This is a genomic window from Pseudomonas sp. GW821-FHT09C08 (assembly GCF_059418125.1).
Map to the genome: position 1 here is coordinate 443,246 of NZ_JBWKPG010000004.1, position 19,635 is coordinate 462,880.

The following is a 19,635-nucleotide window of genomic DNA, read 5'->3' on the forward strand; positions in this document are numbered from 1 at the left end:
TGCGTTGATTATGACAATGTAACGAATCAGTACATAGCAACTCTTGCCTACTGGCATGGCTCATGCTTAGCTGACTAATAATTAGCCACACTTTATTTTCAGTCTAAACCATGAGTTTTTTATGCCGTTAACCGATCAACACCGTTTTGGCATGCAACTGGCGCAAATGTCCCGAGGTTGGCGCGCCGAGTTGGACCGCCGTCTGGCGGGGCTGGGCCTGTCCCAGGCGCGCTGGCTGGTGCTGCTGCACCTGGCCCGTTTCCAGGACGCGCCGACGCAACGCGAGCTGGCGCAAAGCGTCGGCGTCGAAGGGCCGACACTCGCACGCTTGCTCGACAGCCTGGAAGGCCAGGGTTTGGTGCAACGCCAAGCCGTCGTGGAAGATCGTCGTGCCAAACGCATTCTGCTGTGTGACACCGCCCGCCCCCTGATCGAACAGATCGAAACCATCGCCACCGCCCTGCGCCATGAGTTGTTTGTGGGTGTGGACGAAGCTGACTTGAGCGTGTGCATGCGCGTGCATGGGCACATCCTGGCAAACCTGGAAAAGTCCTGACCTCCAGAAACGACAGCCCCCGTAGGAGTCGGCTTGCCGGCGATGAGGCCCTGGAGCCATGCAGCGAATATCGCTGCCATCGCCGGCAAGCCGGGCGCCTGTGAAGTGCGTGTCAGAATGTCTGCCCGAGGTTCAGGTACACCGCTTTCTGATTGTCATCGTTGAACCCGTAGCTGAAATTCAGCGGCCCCAACGGTGTGTCAAAGCCGAGGAAAATACTCGCCGCGTTGATATAGCCACTGTCGAACTCATTGTCGTTGTTCCACGCCCGGCCGCGTTCCAGCGACGCCCCCAGGTACAGCGGGAAATCCAGCGGCAGGTACGAGCGCGGCGTCAGCCTGCGGTAGTACACGGCACGCATCAGGCTGATGTTCTGCCCCGAGATCGCATCCTGGCGAAAGCCCGATAGCTGCCGTGCACCGCCGAGCAGGAAGCTGGAAATCACCACGTCCGAATCATCCAGGGTGCGCCCGTAGCGACCGCCCAGCACCAGCGTGTCCGGGCCGTGGCTCATGGCCTTGTCCAGCTTGAATTCCCATTGGCGATAGCGCTGGTCCGAGCCCAGCCCCGGTTCGAATTCGCGGTAGGCCAGGCCGATGTCTTCGCCGGTATGCGGGAAGTACACGTTGTCCAGGGAATCGAAGGAGTACTTCAGTTCATAGAAGCCTTCGCTGAAGCTCACGCTGGGCAAGCTGCGATCGCCGATGCGCACATCGGCCTTGCCCCAGGCTTCGCCGACGCCGAAGCGGATCTCGCCGCTGTTGCCGATCTGGCGCCCCACGTTCAGGCCGAAGCCGTAGCGTTCCAGGCGGTATTCGGAGATCGGGTCGTTGTCCAGGATCAGTTCGACGTTCTGTGCCTGGGCACTCAGGTAGGGGGCGACGAAGTAGCGCGAACCGGTGTCCATCGGCTGGTAGAACTCGCTGTACAGCTCCTGGCGATCACCGATCTGCACGCGCGTCAGCCATTCGGCGCCGAGGCGGTTGATGCCATTCATGCGGTAGCTGGCGCCGAGGTTGAAGGCGCTGTCGCCGCGCATGTCGTCCGACAGGCTCAGGCCCAGGCGCAGGTAGTCGGTGCCGCTGCGCTTGCCGCGTGCGCTGATCACCAGGGTGTTGTCCTGGCCTTTCTTGACTACGCGGTACTGCACCTGCTCGAAGTAATCCAGGCCGTACAGGGTGCCCATGTCCGTTTGCAGGCGACCCAGGTTCAGCGGCTCGCCCAGGGGTTGGCGGATGTAGTAGCGGATCACGTCGTCGCTGACTTTCGAGTCGTTCTCCACGTTGATCGCGGTGATGACCGGGGTGCGCTCACCCGGCGTGCGCGCGGCCACCAGCTGCGGGTCGATCGGCTCGGCCGGGCGCAGGTGCGCCAGGCGCACATCGAGGGCACGGGTGGCGCGGTAGCCGGCGTCGATCATGTCCTTGGCCCGGCCGAAGTCGGTCACGCCATAGGCGGCCAGCGGCGGCTGGATCAGCACATCCTTGGGGTGCAGGGCCTTGAGTTGTTCTTCGGAGTTGCGTCGGGTCATCAGGGTGATGGACTGGTTGAGCACGTCCACCACCGTGGCCAGTTGCTTACGCGAGCGCAGCGGGGTGCCGATATCCACGACGATAGCGATGTCGACGCCCATCTCCCGCGCCACGTCCAGCGGGATGTTGTCAGTCATGCCGCCGTCCACCAGCAGCCGGCCGTCCAGTTCCACCGGGGCGAACACCGCCGGGATCGACATGCTGGCGCGGATCACCTGGGGCAGGTGGCCTTTGCTGAACACCACCTTTTCACCGGTGGTGATGTCGGTGGCCACGGCGCGAAAGGGGATCGGCAGCTTGTCGAAATTACGCGTATTGCTGCTGTGGGCGAACATGCTTTCCAGCAGCAGCGCCAGGTTCTGGCCCTGGATCACCCCGAGGGGCAGGCCGAGGCTGCCGTCATCGCGAAAGCTCAGTTTCTGCTTGACCAGGAAATCGCGGTCATCCTGCTTGCGCCGGAACGGCACGTCTTCACGCGGTGGCGCGTCGGACAGGGCCTGCTGCCAGTCGATGCCGAGCGCGAGCTTTTCCAGCTCGTCGATCTTGTAGCCCGATGCATACAGGCCGCCGATGACGGCACCCATGCTGGTGCCGGCAATCGCATCGATATGGATGCCTTGTTCTTCCAGTGCCTTGAGCACGCCGATGTGGGCGAGGCCACGGGCGGCGCCGCCGGACAGCACCAGGCCGATTTTCGGGCGTGGCGTTTCGAGGGCGTCGGCGAGAAGAGGGAGCAGGCACAGGAACAGGCAGGACAACAGGCGGCGCATCATGAATCTCGAGGCTGGGCGATAAAGGCCGGTATTATAGCCACCCGATCCGCCGAGCCCGTTACGTCAGGAGCCTCTCAAATTATGTCCGCTGATAAACCCGAGATCGTCATCACCTATTGCACCCAGTGCCAGTGGCTGCTGCGCGCCGCATGGCTGGCGCAGGAACTGTTGAGTACGTTTGCCGATGACTTGGGCAAAGTGTCGCTGGAGCCGGCCACGGGCGGGGCGTTTCGCATCACCTGCGAGGGCGTGCAGATCTGGGAGCGCAAGGCGGACGGGGGCTTCCCCGAGGCCAAGGTGCTCAAGCAGCGCGTGCGCGACCAGATCGACCCACAGCGCGACCTCGGGCACAACGAGCGCAAGCCCTGACAGTCACCGCCACTGCAGGACGGTGACTGGTGCCGGCAGCTATTTGGCGGCCATTTTGCTTTTGATGAAGCCTACGACCCAGGTCAGCACCAGGCCGCCGATACCGCCACCGAGGATATTGCCGCCGACTGCCGCGACATCCAGCGCTTCGCCGCTGCTGGTGCCGGTCAGTGCCGCGACTATCTGGCCCAGTACCAGTCCGCCCACGCCGCCGATCAGTGTATTGAGCCCGGTGCCCAGGCCCTCTTTGGTCATGCCGGCGATGTTGCCGCCGATGGCGCCGCTGATGATCTGCACCAGCAAGCTGATGAACATTTCCATGATGAAACCCCTGCATAGCGTTAATCGAGTGACCTCTCGCTTGCAGCAACTTCAAGCATCAGGGCTGTCGTCGAGGAGTCTTTATCCGTTGAACGACGACAGACTGTTGCGGATGACCAGAGTATAGATCAGGCACTCGCTGCGGGCTGTTTGGCTTGGCTGGCGCTGCCCATCAACCCGGACAGCACGATGGCGACGATGATCAGCGCGCCGCCCATCAGCATGCGCAGTGTCGGGGTTTCGGCGAACAGCAGCCAGGCCACGGTGATGCCGTACACCGGTTCCATGGCAAATACCACGGAGGCGGTGCGCGCCTTGATCACCGCGAGGCTGGCGACGAACAGGCTGTGGGCCAGGCCGGTGCAGAACACGCCGAGCAGGCCGATCCATAGCCAGTCCAGCGCACGAACCTCGGCCAACCCCGGAGCCGCCACGGGCAGCAGGCAGGCCGCGACTACCAGGTTCTGGCACAGCGCCGCCTGCACCGCCGGAATCCGCCCGGAGCTGGCGCGATTGTTCAGCGACAGCAACGAGAACAGCAACCCCGAGACGATCCCCCAGAGCAGGCCGCCGGTGGCTTCGCTGGCGAGATTGAAATCCGGTGTCACCAGCACCAGGCCGACGGTGACCAGCGCCACCAGCAGCACTTCATTGGCGCGAATGCGCTCGCGGAAGATCAGCCCTTCGAGGATCACGGTAAACGCCGGGAACGCGGTGAACCCCAGCGTTGCCACGGCCACGCCAGCCACCTTGACCGCGATGAAAAATGTCACCCAATGCGCTGCGAGCAGCACGCCGCTGATCACCAGCCGGCGCCAGTCGCGCAACGCCAGGCGCTTCCAGGTGGTGTTGCTGGCAAAGCGTGCAAACACTGCCAACGCCAGCACCGCAAACGCGGCACGGCCGAACACGATGATGGCGGGTGAAGCGGCCGCCAGTTTGCCGAATACGCCGGTGAGGCCAAACATCAGTGCGCCGATATGCAGGGCGCCGAGGGCTGAGCGGGGAGTCATTGCGATCCTTGAAACCAACGGGAGTGACAGGCTCGCAGTCTAGAGGGTTGCGGGCGAGGGTGTCTGTCGTGGGGCTCGCGATTTATAGCGCAGGACTCTCGCCCACGCGCAAGGCGGTGGGGGAAGCGCCAAATTCACGCAGCATCGCCGCCGCGAAGGCACTCTGCGACGCATAGCCGACGCGCGCGGCTATCTCGCCGATCGCCAGTGGCGTCTCGCGCAGCAGGCCCAGGGCCTTGTGCAGGCGGCGGCTGCGGATGTAGTCCATCGGCGTCTGCCCACACTCGGCGACGAATCGCGCGTGCAGGCGCGCCACCGACAGCTCGGCGATACGGGCCAGATCGGCGACTTGCAGCGGGTGCGCCACGTGTCGCTCGATATGCGCATTGAACGCCGCATACGGCAGGCGTCGGCCCGGCAACGGTGGCGCGAGGGAATGATTGAGGCTGGCCAGCAGCAACACCGCGCCCTGCTGGACGATCAGCGGATCGTCCACCGGGCTGTGCGCCAGCCATTGCACCAGTTGATGTTGCCGCGAGTCGAGGGCCAGGCGCGCGGGCTGGTCGAGCAGGCGGCGGCTGGCGTCCGCATGCTCGCCCAGGGATTGCAGCAGCCAATGTTCGGTGGGCACATCCAGCACCAGGCACCGGCTGCCATCACGACTGCCGCACGCGTGGTGAGCGGAGAAGGGCAGCACCATCACGCTGCTTTCGCGCACCTGGCTGCCACGGCCATCCACTTCCAGGTCCAGGTGCCCGGACAGGCCGAACACCAACTGCGCGTGGTCATGGCTGTGGGCGAGCGGCGCTTCGAGGTAGTGGCGTAGCGTGAGGGCGGCTCTCATCGCGGTCTCCAGGGTTGCAGCGTGCCAGTCTACAACGCTTTGCGGCGCGCCGGCGCTGTCATCAGAGTGACGCACGACTGTCATGGGCTATTAATCGCCAGGGCGCAAGCTCGCGAAAACACCGTCGAGGGATGCCCATGACCAGTGCCGAGTTCGCCAAGCCCAGCCGCAAGCAGCGGGTTCGTACCCTGTGGATTTCTGATGTGCACCTGGGCACTCGGGATTGCCAGGCCGAACATTTGTCGCAGTTCCTCAAGGGGTATCACGCCGACAAGGTGTACCTGGTCGGCGATATCATCGATGGTTGGAAAATGCGCGGTGGCATGTATTGGCCGCAGGCCCATACCAACGTGATCCGCCGCCTGTTGACCATGGCCAAGCGCGGTACCGAAGTGATCTACGTCACCGGCAACCACGACGAATTCCTGCGCCGCTATTCCAAGCTGATCCTGGGCAACATCCAACTGGTGGACGAGGCCGTGCATGTCACCGCCGATGGTCGTCATTTGCTGGTGATCCATGGCGACCAGTTCGATGTGATCACCCGGTATCACCGCTGGCTGGCGTTCCTCGGCGACTCGGCCTACGAGTTCACCCTCACCCTGAACCGCTGGCTCAATCACTGGCGTGCGCGTTATGGCTATGGCTACTGGTCGTTGTCGGCGTACCTCAAGCACAAGGTCAAGACCGCGGTGAGTTTCATCAGTGATTTCGAAGAGGCCATCGCCCATGAAGTGACCAAGCGCGAGCTGCACGGCGTGGTGTGTGGGCATATCCACCATGCGGAGATTCGCAAGGTGGGCGAGGTGGACTACCTCAACTGTGGGGATTGGGTGGAGTCGTGCACGGCGTTGATCGAGCACTGGGATGGGAGTATCGAGTTGTATCGGTTGGCGGATGCGCAGGCGAAAGAGGCACTGCTCAAGGCTGAAATGGTGGCGGGCTAAGGGCCCGACACCTTCCACCTGTTGGCGCTGGCGTGCCGGCGATAGCGGTGTTCAGTCAGCTTGTTCAGTGACTGATACACCGACATCGCAGGCACGCCAGCTCCTATAGTTTGAGTCGGTGTCGTCAGTTGGAGACGTCGGCGATGGCTTCGGCCAGCAGCGTCAGGCGCGTGGCATCGATGCCCGCGACGTTAGCCCGGCCCGAACTCACCATGTACACGCTGTGTTTCTCCCGCAGCTGTTTCACCTGCTCGGCACTCAGGCCGGTATAGGAAAACATCCCGCGCTGTGTGCCGATGTGCGCGAACCGCGCCGACAGGCCATGGGGCGCCAATGCTTCTACCAGCCCGGAACGCAGGTGTGCAATGCGTGAACGCATGGCTTCGACCTCGTCGCTCCAGCGTTTTTTCAGCTCGGCATCCCCCAGGATCGTCGCGACCACCGCCGCGCCATGATCCGGCGGCGTCGACCAGAGGTTGCGTGCGATATTCGCCAGTTGGCTGCGCACATCCGTCAGCTTCTCGGCATCCGCCGCGCACACGATCAACGCGCCGACGCGGTCGCTGTACAGGCCGAAGTTCTTCGAGCAGGAGCTGGTGACCAGGACTTCCGGCAACTCGGCCGCAAACAGGCGCACCGCCCAGGCATCCTGCTCCAGGCCGTCGCCGAAGCCCTGGTAGGCGAAGTCGATCAGCGGCAGCAGTTGGCGCTCGCGCACGATCTGCAGGACCTGGCGCCAGTCATCCTGGGACAGGTCGAAACCCGTCGGGTTGTGGCAGCAGGCGTGCAGCAGCACCACGTCGCCCTTGGGGATGGTAGCGAGGGTCGCCAGCATCGCCGCCACATCCAGGCGGTTGTCGGTGCCCACGTAAGGATAATGACTGACCTTGAGGCCGGCCTTGGCGAAGATGGTTTCGTGGATCGGCCAGGTCGGGTTGCTCAACCACACGCCACGGCCGGGCAGGCTGTGGGCGATGAAGTCGGCACTCAGGCGCAAGGCACCGGTGCCGCCCGGCGTCTGGGTCGCACCGGCGCGGCGGGCGTGGATCAGGGCCGAATCGGCGCCGAGCACCAAGGCGCTGATCAGCGTGCCGAAGGCCGCGTTGCCATGGCCGCCGATGTAGGTCTTGGTGGTCTGGGTGTCGACCAGGCGCTGCTCGGCGAGCTTCACCGAGTGCGGAATCGGCGTCAGGCCCTGGTCGTCCTTGTACACGCCCACGCCGAGGTCGAATTTGTTCGGGTTGGGGTCCTGGGCGTACAGGTCCATCAGCCCGAGGATCGGGTCGCCGGGCACACGGCCAATGGCATCGAAGTGCATTACTTGCGGCCCTCGGCGTCCTTGGCCACTTCGTCGGTGCGCGCGGCCATGATGAAGTCATTGCGGTGCAGGCCCTTGATGGAGTGGCTCCACCAGGTCACGGTGACCTTGCCCCATTCGGTCAGCAGGCCTGGGTGATGGCCTTCGGCTTCGGAGATTTCACCCATGGCGTTGGTGAAGGCCAGGGCAAACTTGAAGTTCTTGAACAGGAAGACCTTCTCCAGTTGCATCACGCCGTCGCGCACTTCGATGTTCCAGTCGGGAATCTGCTTGAGCAGCACCGGCAGTTCTTCATCGCTGACTTGTGGAGCGTCGGCGCGGCAGGCTTCGCAATGGGCTTGGTTCAAGGTGGTCATGGGGGTGTCCTGAATTCGAATGTATGAAGGTCAGTAGCGTTACCCTAAAGCAACGCGCGGCCAGGGAACAGACTCACCTGGCCTCAAGATGTAAGGTTCAAGCAGCCTTGGGCTTTGGCGGGAATTTCGGTGCATGCAGACCCAGCTGCATCCCGCGTTCGACCATGCCCATGATGTCTTCCTGCGCCACGTCGAACAGGCGCTTCAGGTCCGGCAGCACGAAGTACAACGGCTGCAGGATGTCGATGCGGTACGGCGTGCGCATTGCTTCCAGTGGGTCGAAGGCTTGGTGCTCGGGCTCGGACGACAGGCTGTACACCGTCTCCTTGGGCGACGACAAAATGCCGCCACCGTAGATGCGCAGGCCGGCGGGCGTATCCACCAGGCCGAACTCGATGGTCATCCAGTACAGGCGCGCCAGGTACACGCGCTGCTCTTTGGTGGCCGCCAGGCCGAGCTTGCCGTAGGTGTGGGTGAATTCGGCGAACCAGGGGTTGGTCAGCAACGGGCAGTGACCAAAGATCTCGTGGAAAATATCCGGCTCTTGCAGGTAGTCCAGCTCTTCACGGGTACGAATAAAGGTCGCCACCGGGAACTGCTTGTTGGCGAGCAATTCGAAAAAGGTCTGGAAGGGGATCAGTGCGGGGACGCGGGCGACTTGCCAGCCTGTGGTCTCGGCCAGCACTTTATTGATCTCGCCCAATTGCGGAATGCGGTCCAGTGGCAGGCCGAGCTTGTCGATGCCGTCCAGGTATTCCTGGCAGGCACGGCCTTCGATCACTTTCAACTGGCGCGTGATCAGGGTGTTCCACACCGCGTGTTCTTCCGGCGGATAGTGGATAAAACCTTGCGCATCGGGCTCGCGGGCCACGTATTGCGTCTGCTTCATACGGCTCTCCTGCTAGGCATTCGTTCTTGTTATGTCCTGCGATGCCTCTATTGATACCGAGGCGCGGCGCCGATGCCATCCACCCGCGGCAGCTATCTGTAGGAAAATTTACCGAATTGTGTAAAGTATTCGTTACGCTTATGGGCCGGTGGCGTCGGCGGGCTGTAAAAAGGGCGGTGACTGTCACATAATCTTGACGACTATCTGCGCCCAGCGGCAAAAAGACGCGGCGCCTCCCCACTCTTCGGGCCTTTTCATGCGTATCAAAGTGCACTGCCAGAACCGCATCGGCATCCTGCGGGACATCCTCAACCTGCTGGTGGAATATGGCGTCAACGTCGCCAAGGGCGAGGTCGGCGGCGAGCATGGCAACGCCATCTACCTGTATTGCCCGAACCTGGTGAACATGCAGTTCCAGGCGTTGCGCCCGCAGTTCGAGGCGATTGCCGGGGTGTTTGGCGTCAAGCGGGTCGGGCTGATGCCCAGCGAGCGGCGGCATATGGAGCTCAATGCCTTGCTCGGCGCCCTGGAGTTTCCGGTGTTGTCGATCGACATGGGCGGTTCCATTGTCGCCGCCAACCGTGCTGCGGCGCAGTTGCTCGGGGTGCGGGTGGATGAGGTGCCGGGGATTCCGCTGTCGCGCTACGCCGAAGACTTCGACTTGCCCGAGTTGGTGCGCGCGAGCAAGTCGCGGATCAATGGCCTGCGGGTCAAGGTCAAGGGTGACGTGTTCCTGGCGGACATCGCGCCGCTGCAATCTTCCGAGCATGATGACAGCGAGGCCATGGCCGGGGCCGTGCTGACCCTGCACCGCGCCGACCGCGTGGGCGAGCGTATCTACAATGTGCGCAAGCAAGAGCTGCGCGGCTTCGACAGTATTTTCCAAAGCTCCAAGGTCATGGCCGCGGTGGTGCGTGAAGCCCGGCGTATGGCGCCGCTGGATGCGCCTCTATTAATAGAAGGCGAAACCGGCACCGGCAAAGAGCTGCTGGCGCGTGCCTGTCACCTGGCCAGCCCACGCGGGCAGTCGCCGCTGATGGCGCTCAATTGCGCCGGTCTGCCGGAGTCCATGGCCGAGACCGAACTGTTCGGCTACGGTCCCGGTGCGTTTGAAGGTGCGCGGGCCGAGGGCAAGCTCGGGCTGCTGGAGTTGACGGCGGGCGGTACGCTGTTTCTCGATGGTGTCGGTGAAATGAGCGCGCGGTTGCAGGTGAAATTGCTGCGCTTTCTGCAGGACGGTTGCTTTCGCCGGGTCGGCAGTGATGAAGAGGTGTACCTGGATGTGCGCGTGATCTGCGCCACCCAGGTGGATTTGTCCGAGCTGTGTGCCCGGGGCGAATTCCGCCAGGACCTGTATCACCGCCTCAATGTATTGTCCCTGCATATCCCGCCGCTGCGCGAATGCCTGGATGGCCTGGCGCCGCTGGTCGAGCACTTTCTCGATCAGGCCAGCCGCCAGATTGGCTGCCCGCTGCCCAAGCTGGCGCCTGCCGCGATGGATCGCCTGAGCCACTACCACTGGCCGGGCAACGTGCGGCAGCTGGAAAACGTGCTGTTCCAGGCGGTGTCGTTGTGCGAGGGCGGCACGGTCAAGGCTGAGCATATTCGCTTGCCGGATTACGGCGTGCGTCAGCCGCTTGGCGATTTCTCCCTGGAGGGCGGCTTGGAAGAGATCGTTGGACGCTTTGAGAAGGCGGTACTGGAAAGCCTGTATACCGAGCATTCCAGCAGCCGGCAACTGGGCAAGCGCCTGGGGGTGTCCCACACCACCATCGCCAATAAGTTACGCGATTACGAAATTCTCAAGACCGACAAGTAACTACCTGACGCAACTGGGTCAAAATGTGGGAGCGGGCTTGCTCGCGAATGCGGTGGATCAGTCACCTTATGTGCTGGCTGACACAGCGCCTTCGCGAGCAAGCCCGCTCCCTCATTTGATTGTGTCGTTGCCGTAAGCGGCATAAGTCCGCCGTTTTTTCGACTCTTACTCACCGCCCATTTCCCGTCACCCAGCCGCAAACCCTTGCCCTGCCTGGTCTTTCCCTCATTTTAAAAAGTTGGTTCGCAAATTGCTTAAGCCTCATCAGTACAGCGGTGGGCGGCAAGCGTCCGTCAGAAAGAGGAAAGAGCGTGGACAAGTACCTTTATGTGGCAATGACCGGCGCCAGCCAGAATGCTCTGGCGCAGAAGGCCCATGCCAACAACCTGGCGAACATTTCCACCAATGGTTTCCAACGCGACCTGGAGCAGGCGCGTTCGATGCCGGTGTTTGGTGACAGCTTTCCGGCGCGCGCCTTTGCCATGACCGAGCGCCCAGCCACCGACTTCAGCCCCGGCGCGATGATCGAAACCGGTCGCGACCTTGATGTGGCCGTCAACGGCAACGGCTGGTTGGCCGTGCAGACCCCGGACGGCAGCGAAGCCTACGTACGCAGCGCCAGCATGAACGTCGATGCATTGGGCGTGCTGCGGGCCGGCAACGGTATGCCGGTGATGGGCAATGGTGGTCCGATCGCCGTGCCGCCGCAGCAAAAAATCGAAGTGGGTTCCGACGGCACCATCAGCATCCGCGCCATGGGCGAAGGCCCGCGTGTGATGGCCGAAGTGGACCGCATCAAGCTGGTCCAGCCGGACCTCAAGAATATGAATAAAGGCCTGGACGGCACCATCCACACCAAGGATGGCCAGCCGGCCCAGGCCGACGCGAACGTGACCCTGACCTCGGGTTTCCTGCAGGCGAGCAACGTGAATGCGGTGGAAGAAATGACCGCAGTGCTGGCGCTTTCCAAGCAGTTCGAGCTGCACATCAAGATGATGAACAGCGCTAAAGAAGACGATCAGGCCATGACTCGCGTCATGCAGATGAGCTGATAACAGCCCTAACTAATTTGTGATGCGGCGCCAACAAACAGGCGCACGAAGGAGAACAGCATGCTTCCGGCTCTATGGGTTGCCAAAACAGGTCTGTCCGCCCAGGACACCAACCTGACCACCATTTCCAACAACTTGGCCAACGTGTCGACCACGGGTTTCAAACGTGACCGTGCCGAGTTCCAGGACTTGCTCTATCAGATCAAGAAACAGCCGGGCGCCCAGTCGACCCAGGACAGCGAGCTGCCGTCGGGCCTGCAACTGGGTACCGGTGTGCAGATCGTCGGCACCCAGAAGAACTTCAGCGCCGGTAACCTGCAGCAGACCGGCCAACCGCTGGACATGGCCATCAACGGCCGTGGCTTCTTCCAGATCCTGCAGCCGGATGGCACTACTTCCTACACCCGTGACGGTACTTTCCACCTGGACTCCAACGGCCAGATCGTGACGGCCAACGGTTTTGCCCTGGAGCCGGCTGTGGTCGTCCCAGCGGATGCCAAGACCTTCACCGTCGGCAACGACGGCACCGTATCGATCACCGTCGCCGGCAACCCGGCGTCGCAAGTGATCGGCAACCTGCAGACCGCCGACTTCATCAACCCGGCCGGCCTGCAGGCCATGGGGAACAACCTGTTCCTGGAAACCGCCTCCAGCGGCGCGCCGCAAATCGGCACCCCTGGCCTCAACGGTTTCGGCACCACGCTGCAAAGCACCCTGGAAACTTCCAACGTGAGCACGGTTGAGGAGATGGTCAACATGATCACCACCCAGCGCGCCTACGAGATGAACTCCAAGGTGATTTCCACCGCCGACCAGATGCTTTCGTTCGTAACGCAGAATCTGTAATCAAGTCTATGGGGCGCTCTTGAGGGCGCCTGCAACACCGTGAGGTAAGGGTCATGAATCGCTATGTTTCCGTTCTGGCATTGAGTGGGATTGCCGTGCTCGCGGGCTGTGTCGCCCCGACGCCAAAACCCAATGACCCGTACTACGCGCCGGTGTTGCCACGCACGCCGCTGCCGGCGGCGGCCAACAATGGCTCGATCTACCAGGCCGGTTTCGAACAGAACCTGTACAGCGACCGCAAGGCGTTCCGCGTGGGTGACATCATCACCATCACCCTGAACGAGAAGACCCAGGCCAGCAAGAATGCCAACTCGCAGATCGGCAAGACCAGCAAGACCAGCATTGGCCTGACTTCGCTGTTCGGCGGCGTGCCCAACACCAACAACCCGTTGGGCAGCGGTGACCTGAGCCTTGACGCCGGCTACAGCGGCGACCGTGCCACCAACGGCAAGAGCGCGGCAGGGCAGGGCAACAGCCTGACCGGCTCGATCACCGTGACCGTGGCTGACGTGTTGCCCAACGGCATCATCGCCGTACGGGGTGAAAAGTGGATGACCCTCAACACCGGCGATGAGCTGGTGCGCATCGCCGGCATGGTCCGCGCCGATGATATTTCCACCGACAACACCGTGCCGTCGACGCGGATTGCCGATGCGCGCATTACCTACTCGGGTACGGGTTCGTTTGCTGATGCGAGTCAGCCGGGCTGGTTCGACCGTTTCTTCCTTAGCCCGCTGTTCCCTTTCTAGGTGGCCACTTTGAAACTCAAACAGCTGATGGCGGCGGCACTCCTGCTGTCCCTGAGCGCCGTCGCCCAGGCCGAACGCCTGAAGGACATCGCCAGTATTTCCGGCGTGCGTTCCAACCAGTTGATCGGCTACGGCCTGGTGGTGGGGCTCAATGGCACGGGTGACCAGACCACCCAGACCCCGTTCACCTTGCAGACCTTCAACAACATGCTCTCGCAGTTCGGCATCAAGGTGCCGGCGGGCTCAGGCAACGTGCAGCTCAAGAACGTCGCTGCCGTATCGATCAGTGCCGACTTGCCGGCGTTTTCCAAGCCGGGCCAGGTGGTAGACATCACCGTGTCGTCCATCGGTAACTCGAAAAGCCTGCGTGGCGGCACCCTGTTGATGACGCCCCTGAAGGGTATCGACGGCAACGTCTACGCCATCGCCCAGGGCAACCTGGTGGTCGGCGGTTTTGATGCCGAAGGTCGCGACGGTTCGAAGATCACCGTCAACGTGCCGTCGGCCGGGCGTATTCCCGGGGGCGCCACGGTCGAGCGGACCGTGCCGAGTGGTTTCAACCAGGGCAACAGCCTGACCCTGAACCTCAATCGCTCCGACTTCACCACCGCCAAGCGCGTGGTCGACAAGATCAACGACATGCTCGGTCCTGGCGTGGCCCAGGCCATCGACGGCGGCTCGATCCGCGTCACCGCGCCGCTCGACCCAAGCCAGCGCGTCGACTACCTGTCGATCCTGGAAAACCTGGAAGTCGATCCGGGCCAGGCCGTGGCCAAGGTCATCATCAACTCGCGGACCGGCACCATTGTGATCGGCCAGAACGTCAAGGTCTCGCCAGCGGCAGTGACCCACGGCAGCCTGACCGTGACCATCACCGAAGACCCTATCGTCAGCCAGCCTGGCCCGTTGTCCAACGGCCAGACCGCAGTGGTACCGCGTTCGCGCGTCAATGCCCAGCAAGAAGCCAAGCCGATGTTCAAGTTCGGCCCCGGCACCACCCTGGATGAGATTGTCCGCGCGGTGAACCAGGTGGGCGCAGCCCCCGGCGACTTGATGGCGATCCTCGAAGCACTGAAACAGGCCGGCGCCTTGCAAGCCGACCTGATCGTGATCTGAGGCCATGGCCATGGATATGCGCAAGAGCGGGATCAGCAGCACGGCGGACTCGGGGTCCTACTCCGACCTGAACCGGCTTAACCAGCTCAAGGTCGGTGACGACAAGAACAGCGAAGGCAACATGCGCAAAGTGGCGCAGGAGTTCGAGTCGCTGTTCTTGAGCGAGATGCTCAAGTCGATGCGTTCGGCCACTGAAGCGCTGGGCAAGGACAACCCGCTGAACACCCCGGCAGCCAAGCAGTATCAGGAAATGTACGACCAGCAACTGGCGGTCTCGATGTCCCGCGAGGGCGGTGGTATCGGCCTGGCCGACGTGCTGATGCGCCAGATGCAGAAGAACAAGCCGGTGGACGCCCAGGCGGCCACCTTGCAGGGCCCGGCGGCAGCCGAGCCGGTGAAGAAAGCCGCAGTGCCAACCGAGATTGCCGCCGGCACCCAGGCCGAAGGTCCGCTGGGCCGTTCCAATGGCCAGCGCCCACTCTGGGCTTACCGCGTGGCGGTCCCCGAGGGCGCCAGCGCGCATGCCAACGATATGGAGTTGATGAACCAGCGCCGTATCGCCTTGCCGAGCAAACTGACCGATCGCCTGCTGGCCGGCATCGTGCCGAGCACCGACGCAACCACCGTGGCCCAGGCCGCGCCGCTGCGTAACAGCGCGGCTGCCGACAACGTTATCAACAGCAGCGCACGCACCTTTGCCGTGCCCAGCGGGCGCATGCAGGTGTACGGCCGCGCCGTCGCCCAGCCACCGTTGGCGCCGGCGAAGAAGGCCTTCAGCTCGCAGGATGAATTTGTCGCGACCATGTTGCCGATGGCCAAGGCGGCCGCCGCGCGTATTGGCGTCGACCCCAAATACCTGGTGGCCCAGGCCGCCCTGGAAACCGGTTGGGGCAAGTCGGTGATGCGCGCCGAAGACGGCAGCAGCAGCCACAACCTGTTCGGCATCAAGGCCGGCCAGAGTTGGCAAGGCGGCCAGGCGCGCGCAATCACCAGCGAGTTTCGGGATGGGGCGATGGTCAAGGAGACGGCACAGTTCCGTTCCTACAATTCCTACCAGGACAGCTTCCATGACCTGGTGACATTGCTGCAAAGCAATGATCGCTATAAAGAAGTTGTGAAGTCGGCCGACAACCCGGAACAGTTTGTACGCGAGTTGCAAAAAGCCGGATACGCAACCGATCCGGACTACGCCAGCAAGATTTCGCAGATCGCCAAAACGATGAACAGTTACCAGAACTACGCTGCCGCTGGCGCAACCACACATTTATAAGGTCTGAACCATGAGTTTGCTCAGTATCGGGATGTCAGGGCTTAACGCCGCTCAAGGATCGTTGTCGGTCTTGAGTAATAACATTGCCAACGCCAATACCGCGGGCTATTCGCGTCAGCAGACCACCCAGAGCGCCAATGCGTCGAACCCGTACGGCGGCGTGTTTATCGGCAGCGGTACGACCCTGGCTGACGTGCGTCGGGTGTACAACGAGTACCTGGACACCGCCTACCAGAACAGCACCGCGCTCAATAGCGATGCCGCGGCTTACCTGGACCAGGTCAGTGCCGTCGACAAGACGCTGTCGGACAAGACCACCGGCATGTCGGCCGTGCTCAGTTCGTTCTTCGCTGCCGTGCAGACGGCGTCGGCCAACCCCAACGATACGTCGGCCCGCCAGATTCTGCTCACCAACGCCCAGACCTTGAGCAACCGGTTCAACTCGATCTCCAACCAGTTGGGCCAGCAGAAAGAAACCATCAACAGCCAGCTGACCTCGATGGCCGACCAGGTCAATCAGCTGACGTCGTCGATTGCTTCCCTGAACAAGCAGATCAACCAGGTCCAGGGTTCGTCGAACACCACGCCGGCCAACCTGCTGGATGCGCGTGCCGAGGCCGTGCGCTCGCTGAACGAGTTGATTGGCGTGACCGCCAGCGAGAAAAACGGCGTGTTCAGTGTCAGCACCGGCAGCGGTCAATCGCTGGTGCTGGGTGACCAGTCCAACACGATTTCTGCAGTACCGAGCAAAGGCGACACCAGCCAATACACGATCCAGCTCAACATGGCCGGGAACACCGCCGTCGACCTGGGCAACGTGATCAGCGGCGGCAGCATCGGCGGCCTGTTGCGCTATCGCAGCGACGTGCTGATGCCGGCGATCAACGACCTGGGTCGGATTGCAATCGTCACCGCCGACGCGATCAACAGCCAGTTGGGCCAGGGCGTGGACCTCAACGGTGAGTTCGGCGCCTCGATGTTCAAGGACATCAACAACGCGGCGTCCGTCGCCCTGCGCAGCCAGGCGGCACAAGGCAACACGGGTGACTCCAGCCTGGGCGTGACGATTGCGGACAGCAGCAAGCTGACCAATTTCGACTACAAGGTCTCGTTCAACGATGGCACCAACCTCAACAAGGTCACCGTGCTGCGTTCCGACGGCAAGGCCATGGGTACCTACGATCTGAGCGCCACGCCGCCGCCGGTAATCGACGGGGTTACCCTGACGATCAAGAACGGCGCGGCCGGGGTAAAAGAGGGTGACAGCTTCAAGGTCAGCCCGACCGCCAACGGCGCCAAGGAAATCGGCACCGTGCTGACCGACCCGAGCAAGATCGCGTTTGCCGCGCCGTTGCAGGGCGAGGCCGGCAAGAGCAACCAGGGCACCGGCACGTTTACGCCACCGACCCTGACGGTGCCCATCGACATCGAGGGCGGGGCTGACGCCGCGCAGCTGCGCGTCGGCATCGCCAACTCGATGCCGGTGAAAATGGTATTCGGCGACAAAGCCGCCGATGGCACCCAGAGCTACACCCTGAGTAACGCCAAGGGTGAGCCTATCGGCACGGGCACTATCGTTCCGGGCCAAGCCAACAAGATCACTATCAATGTGCCGATGCGCGATGCCAGCGGCACATTGCTCGATCCGGCCAAGAGCTTCAGCTTCGACACCACCGTGGCCGGTTCGCCGACCAGCGGTGACAGCACCTCGTTCTCGTTCAATGCCACCGGCAAGTCCGACAACCGCAACGCCCAGGCGCTGATCGGTCTGCAGACCAAGGCGACCGTCGGTGTTGGGGCGGATGGCAGTGGCGGGCTCAGCCTGGTGGGGGCCAACAGCAAGTTGGTGTCGACCGTCGGCGCCAAGGCCGCTGCAGCCACCACCGACACCACGGCTACCACCGCGCTGTTGACGGCCAACAAGAACGCGCGCAACTCGGTGTCCCAGGTCAACCTGGACGAAGAGGCGGGCGACATGATCAAGTTCCAGCAGTACTACACCGCGTCGTCGCAGATCATCAAGGCTGCGCAAGAAACCTTCAGTACGCTGATCAATAGTCTTTAAGGGAGCCTGGGACGATGCGCATTTCTACACAGCAGTACTTCGACACCAGTGCCACGCGCTATACGGATAACTACTCCAGCGTGGTCAAGGCGCAGCAGCAGGCGAGCTCCGGCGTGCGTGTGCAAACCGCCGCGGATGATCCCGTTGCCGCCCAGCGCCTGCTGATGCTGCAACAGCAGAAAGACATGCTGGCCCAGTTCAGCGGCAATATCACCAGCATTCAAAATACGCTGACCAACGAAGAAAGCGTCCTGACTGCGATCAGTAACACGATCCAGGCCGGTAGCCAGCTGGCACTGCGCGCCGGTGGCGTGACCAGTGATGCCGACCGCAAGTCGATTGCGGTCGAGGTGGGCGCGCTTGAAGATCAACTGCTGGGCTTGCTCAACAGCAAGGATTCGGCGGGCAACTACCTGTTCTCCGGCTCCAAGACCGATACACCGCCGTACTCGCGCAACAACGATGGCACTTATAGCTATCAGGGCGACGAAAACGAGCTGAGCCTGCAAGTCTCCGAGACGCTCAATGTGCGCACCGGCGACACCGGCAAGACCATCCTCGAAGGGGCGGTCAACACCAGTCGTACCCAGTCCAATTACCTCGCACCTGCGACTGCGCCTGTGCCGCCGGCGATTTCGCCGCCGCTGGTGGATGATCACAAGGTCGCGATTTCGGCGGGCCTGGTGGGTTCGGGCATCGACTACACCAAGCAGTTCGCCGATGGCCAGCCGTACAAGGTGACCTTTACCAGCAGCACCCAGTACGTGGTGACGGACAAGGACAACAACAACATTACCTCGCAGCTGCCAGGTAATGGCACGTTCGATTCCACCAAGGAAGGCAGTGCCAGCATCAACATCCGCGGGGTGAAGTTCGATATCACCGTCGACCTCACCGATACCGCCACCGGGCCTGATGCCGATGCGCTGGTCGCCGGGCGCGAATTCAGCCTGAGCGCCAAGCCGGACGCCTTCAACACCTCGCGCACCCCGAGCAACACCTCGTCGGCGCAATTGACCAATGGCCAGGTCAGCAGCGCGGCCGGCTACGCCAGTACCTTTCCGAACAGCGGTGTGTTGATCAAGTTCGATGACACTGACGCGACGGCTTACAAAGTCTATGCCCAGCCGTACACCGCCAACAGCAAGTCGATTGGCGAGGGCGTGATCAACGCGGGCACTCCACCGGCTCCGAACACGATCACCGCGGCGGGGGTCACCTTCGAGGTGAGCGGCACGCCGAATGTTGGCGATCAGTTCTCAATCGGCAACAGCACCCAGAAAACCCAGAACGCCCTCGACACCCTGGGCCAACTGCGCCAGGCCCTGCAACAGCCGGCAGACGGTATCCCGGGCGCGCGGGTCAAGCTCCAGGACGCCTTGAACGCGGCGGTCGCCAACCTGACCAGTTCGTCCGACCAGGTCGACAACGTGCGCGGTTCCATCGGCGCGCGGCAGAACGCGCTGACGGTGCAGGCCAGCGAAAACACCAGCGTCGGCCTGGCCAATACCAGCACCATGAGTGCGCTGGCCAACGTCGACATGGGCGAGGCGGCGATCAACCTGACCTTGCAGCAAACCATGCTGGAAGCCTCGCAACTGGCGTTTGTGAAAGTCTCGCAGTTGAGCCTGTTCAACAAGATGTAAGCGCTGGCATGTCAAGCGGCCCAGCCTGGAAACAGGCTGGGCCGTTGTCGTTTCTGGGATTTAATTGTTTGAAGGTTTTGCATAAAGCACACAAAATTGAGTGACCTGTGAGTCATAAAGCGCATCTTCACTGTATCGTGTGAAAAGGATAAGT

Annotated in this window: 18 protein-coding genes; 11 read left to right on the forward strand and 7 right to left on the reverse strand. The window is 62.4% G+C overall.

The genetic code is table 11. The features are described 5' to 3' along the window. Positions 1-121: 121 nt before the first annotated feature. Positions 122-556 (forward strand): MarR family transcriptional regulator, encoded by a 435-nt coding sequence (locus tag AC07OJ_RS16685; RefSeq protein ID WP_065909756.1) that lies wholly within the window; start codon positions 122-124, stop codon positions 554-556. Between the two features lie 112 nt (positions 557-668). On the opposite strand, the gene AC07OJ_RS16690 is transcribed toward AC07OJ_RS16685, so the two are convergent. Further along, positions 669-2,858 (reverse strand): patatin-like phospholipase family protein, encoded by a 2,190-nt coding sequence (locus tag AC07OJ_RS16690; protein WP_495094835.1) that lies wholly within the window; start codon positions 2,856-2,858, stop codon positions 669-671. Positions 2,859-2,942: 84 nt separating this feature from the next. Here AC07OJ_RS16690 and AC07OJ_RS16695 point away from each other — a divergent pair, with 84 nt between their 5' ends. Beyond that, entirely contained in the window at positions 2,943-3,230 is a 288-nt protein-coding gene (locus AC07OJ_RS16695; RefSeq protein WP_065909760.1) for an Rdx family protein, read from the forward strand. A gap of 39 nt (positions 3,231-3,269) precedes the next feature. On the opposite strand, the gene AC07OJ_RS16700 is transcribed toward AC07OJ_RS16695, so the two are convergent. The 3 genes from AC07OJ_RS16700 to AC07OJ_RS16710 form a co-directional block, all read right to left on the reverse strand. After that, positions 3,270-3,551: a hypothetical protein gene (locus AC07OJ_RS16700; protein ID WP_106803027.1), complete on the reverse strand. Its 282-nt coding sequence runs from the start codon at positions 3,549-3,551 to the stop codon at positions 3,270-3,272. A gap of 128 nt (positions 3,552-3,679) precedes the next feature. Continuing rightward, the gene (locus AC07OJ_RS16705; protein ID WP_065909764.1) at positions 3,680-4,564 is read right to left on the reverse strand and encodes a DMT family transporter; all 885 of its coding nucleotides are present in this window, start codon (positions 4,562-4,564) and stop codon (positions 3,680-3,682) included. Positions 4,565-4,646: 82 nt separating this feature from the next. Continuing rightward, positions 4,647-5,408: a helix-turn-helix transcriptional regulator gene (locus AC07OJ_RS16710; protein WP_065909766.1), complete on the reverse strand. Its 762-nt coding sequence runs from the start codon at positions 5,406-5,408 to the stop codon at positions 4,647-4,649. Between the two features lie 137 nt (positions 5,409-5,545). Between AC07OJ_RS16710 and AC07OJ_RS16715 the strand changes: the two genes are divergently transcribed. Continuing rightward, positions 5,546-6,355, forward strand: coding sequence for a UDP-2,3-diacylglucosamine diphosphatase (locus AC07OJ_RS16715; protein ID WP_017134916.1), 810 nt, complete (start codon positions 5,546-5,548; stop codon positions 6,353-6,355). Positions 6,356-6,479: 124 nt separating this feature from the next. Here the strand turns inward: AC07OJ_RS16715 and AC07OJ_RS16720 are convergent, their stop codons facing one another. From AC07OJ_RS16720 to phhA, 3 genes are all read right to left on the reverse strand, one after another. Continuing rightward, positions 6,480-7,673: an amino acid aminotransferase gene (locus AC07OJ_RS16720; protein ID WP_065909770.1), complete on the reverse strand. Its 1,194-nt coding sequence runs from the start codon at positions 7,671-7,673 to the stop codon at positions 6,480-6,482. Continuing rightward, positions 7,673-8,029 carry a 4a-hydroxytetrahydrobiopterin dehydratase gene (locus AC07OJ_RS16725; protein ID WP_010208721.1) on the reverse strand — a complete coding sequence of 119 codons (357 nt, stop codon included), beginning with the start codon at positions 8,027-8,029 and terminating at the stop codon, positions 7,673-7,675. The genes AC07OJ_RS16720 and AC07OJ_RS16725 overlap by 1 nt, the downstream gene beginning before the upstream one ends. A gap of 97 nt (positions 8,030-8,126) precedes the next feature. Further along, positions 8,127-8,918, reverse strand: coding sequence for a phenylalanine 4-monooxygenase (phhA, locus tag AC07OJ_RS16730; RefSeq protein WP_120449348.1), 792 nt, complete (start codon positions 8,916-8,918; stop codon positions 8,127-8,129). A gap of 256 nt (positions 8,919-9,174) precedes the next feature. Between phhA and AC07OJ_RS16735 the strand changes: the two genes are divergently transcribed. The 8 genes from AC07OJ_RS16735 (at position 9,175) to AC07OJ_RS16770 (ending at position 19,481) form a co-directional block, all read left to right on the forward strand. Next, entirely contained in the window at positions 9,175-10,737 is a 1,563-nt protein-coding gene (locus AC07OJ_RS16735) for a sigma-54-dependent transcriptional regulator (protein ID WP_495094836.1), read from the forward strand. Positions 10,738-11,048: 311 nt separating this feature from the next. Continuing rightward, a complete protein-coding gene (locus AC07OJ_RS16740; RefSeq protein ID WP_065909780.1) occupies positions 11,049-11,789 on the forward strand; it encodes a flagellar basal body rod protein FlgF in 741 nt (246 codons plus the stop codon). Between the two features lie 60 nt (positions 11,790-11,849). Beyond that, positions 11,850-12,635, forward strand: coding sequence for a flagellar basal-body rod protein FlgG (flgG, locus tag AC07OJ_RS16745; protein ID WP_005790105.1), 786 nt, complete (start codon positions 11,850-11,852; stop codon positions 12,633-12,635). 53 nt (positions 12,636-12,688) lie between these two features. Continuing rightward, positions 12,689-13,384, forward strand: coding sequence for a flagellar basal body L-ring protein FlgH (gene flgH / locus AC07OJ_RS16750; protein ID WP_003214607.1), 696 nt, complete (start codon positions 12,689-12,691; stop codon positions 13,382-13,384). A 27-nt stretch (positions 13,385-13,411) separates the two neighbouring features. Then, positions 13,412-14,500, forward strand: a complete 1,089-nt coding sequence (locus tag AC07OJ_RS16755; RefSeq protein WP_033901075.1) for a flagellar basal body P-ring protein FlgI — start codon at positions 13,412-13,414, stop codon at positions 14,498-14,500. Between the two features lie 4 nt (positions 14,501-14,504). Next, a complete protein-coding gene (gene flgJ, locus AC07OJ_RS16760) occupies positions 14,505-15,770 on the forward strand; it encodes a flagellar assembly peptidoglycan hydrolase FlgJ (RefSeq protein WP_065909782.1) in 1,266 nt (421 codons plus the stop codon). Positions 15,771-15,780: 10 nt separating this feature from the next. Then, positions 15,781-17,835 (forward strand): flagellar hook-associated protein FlgK, encoded by a 2,055-nt coding sequence (gene flgK, locus AC07OJ_RS16765; protein ID WP_495094837.1) that lies wholly within the window; start codon positions 15,781-15,783, stop codon positions 17,833-17,835. A gap of 14 nt (positions 17,836-17,849) precedes the next feature. Next, positions 17,850-19,481 carry a flagellar hook-associated protein 3 gene (locus tag AC07OJ_RS16770; RefSeq protein ID WP_106803033.1) on the forward strand — a complete coding sequence of 544 codons (1,632 nt, stop codon included), beginning with the start codon at positions 17,850-17,852 and terminating at the stop codon, positions 19,479-19,481. Positions 19,482-19,635 lie beyond the last annotated feature (154 nt).

What these genes read in the sequence shown, in the direction of transcription:
- AC07OJ_RS16685 (WP_065909756.1), top strand. Translation starts at nt 122, where the DNA reads ATGCCGTTAACCGATCAACACCGTTTTGGCATGCAACTGGCGCAAATG.
- AC07OJ_RS16690 (WP_495094835.1), bottom strand. Translation starts at nt 2,858, where the DNA reads ATGCGCCGCCTGTTGTCCTGCCTGTTCCTGTGCCTGCTCCCTCTTCTC.
- AC07OJ_RS16695 (WP_065909760.1), top strand. Translation starts at nt 2,943, where the DNA reads ATGTCCGCTGATAAACCCGAGATCGTCATCACCTATTGCACCCAGTGC.
- AC07OJ_RS16700 (WP_106803027.1), bottom strand. Translation starts at nt 3,551, where the DNA reads ATGGAAATGTTCATCAGCTTGCTGGTGCAGATCATCAGCGGCGCCATC.
- AC07OJ_RS16705 (WP_065909764.1), bottom strand. Translation starts at nt 4,564, where the DNA reads ATGACTCCCCGCTCAGCCCTCGGCGCCCTGCATATCGGCGCACTGATG.
- AC07OJ_RS16710 (WP_065909766.1), bottom strand. Translation starts at nt 5,408, where the DNA reads ATGAGAGCCGCCCTCACGCTACGCCACTACCTCGAAGCGCCGCTCGCC.
- AC07OJ_RS16715 (WP_017134916.1), top strand. Translation starts at nt 5,546, where the DNA reads ATGACCAGTGCCGAGTTCGCCAAGCCCAGCCGCAAGCAGCGGGTTCGT.
- AC07OJ_RS16720 (WP_065909770.1), bottom strand. Translation starts at nt 7,673, where the DNA reads ATGCACTTCGATGCCATTGGCCGTGTGCCCGGCGACCCGATCCTCGGG.
- AC07OJ_RS16725 (WP_010208721.1), bottom strand. Translation starts at nt 8,029, where the DNA reads ATGACCACCTTGAACCAAGCCCATTGCGAAGCCTGCCGCGCCGACGCT.
- phhA (WP_120449348.1), bottom strand. Translation starts at nt 8,918, where the DNA reads ATGAAGCAGACGCAATACGTGGCCCGCGAGCCCGATGCGCAAGGTTTT.
- AC07OJ_RS16735 (WP_495094836.1), top strand. Translation starts at nt 9,175, where the DNA reads ATGCGTATCAAAGTGCACTGCCAGAACCGCATCGGCATCCTGCGGGAC.
- flgG (WP_005790105.1), top strand. Translation starts at nt 11,850, where the DNA reads ATGCTTCCGGCTCTATGGGTTGCCAAAACAGGTCTGTCCGCCCAGGAC.
- flgH (WP_003214607.1), top strand. Translation starts at nt 12,689, where the DNA reads ATGAATCGCTATGTTTCCGTTCTGGCATTGAGTGGGATTGCCGTGCTC.
- AC07OJ_RS16755 (WP_033901075.1), top strand. Translation starts at nt 13,412, where the DNA reads ATGGCGGCGGCACTCCTGCTGTCCCTGAGCGCCGTCGCCCAGGCCGAA.
- flgJ (WP_065909782.1), top strand. Translation starts at nt 14,505, where the DNA reads ATGGCCATGGATATGCGCAAGAGCGGGATCAGCAGCACGGCGGACTCG.
- flgK (WP_495094837.1), top strand. Translation starts at nt 15,781, where the DNA reads ATGAGTTTGCTCAGTATCGGGATGTCAGGGCTTAACGCCGCTCAAGGA.
- AC07OJ_RS16770 (WP_106803033.1), top strand. Translation starts at nt 17,850, where the DNA reads ATGCGCATTTCTACACAGCAGTACTTCGACACCAGTGCCACGCGCTAT.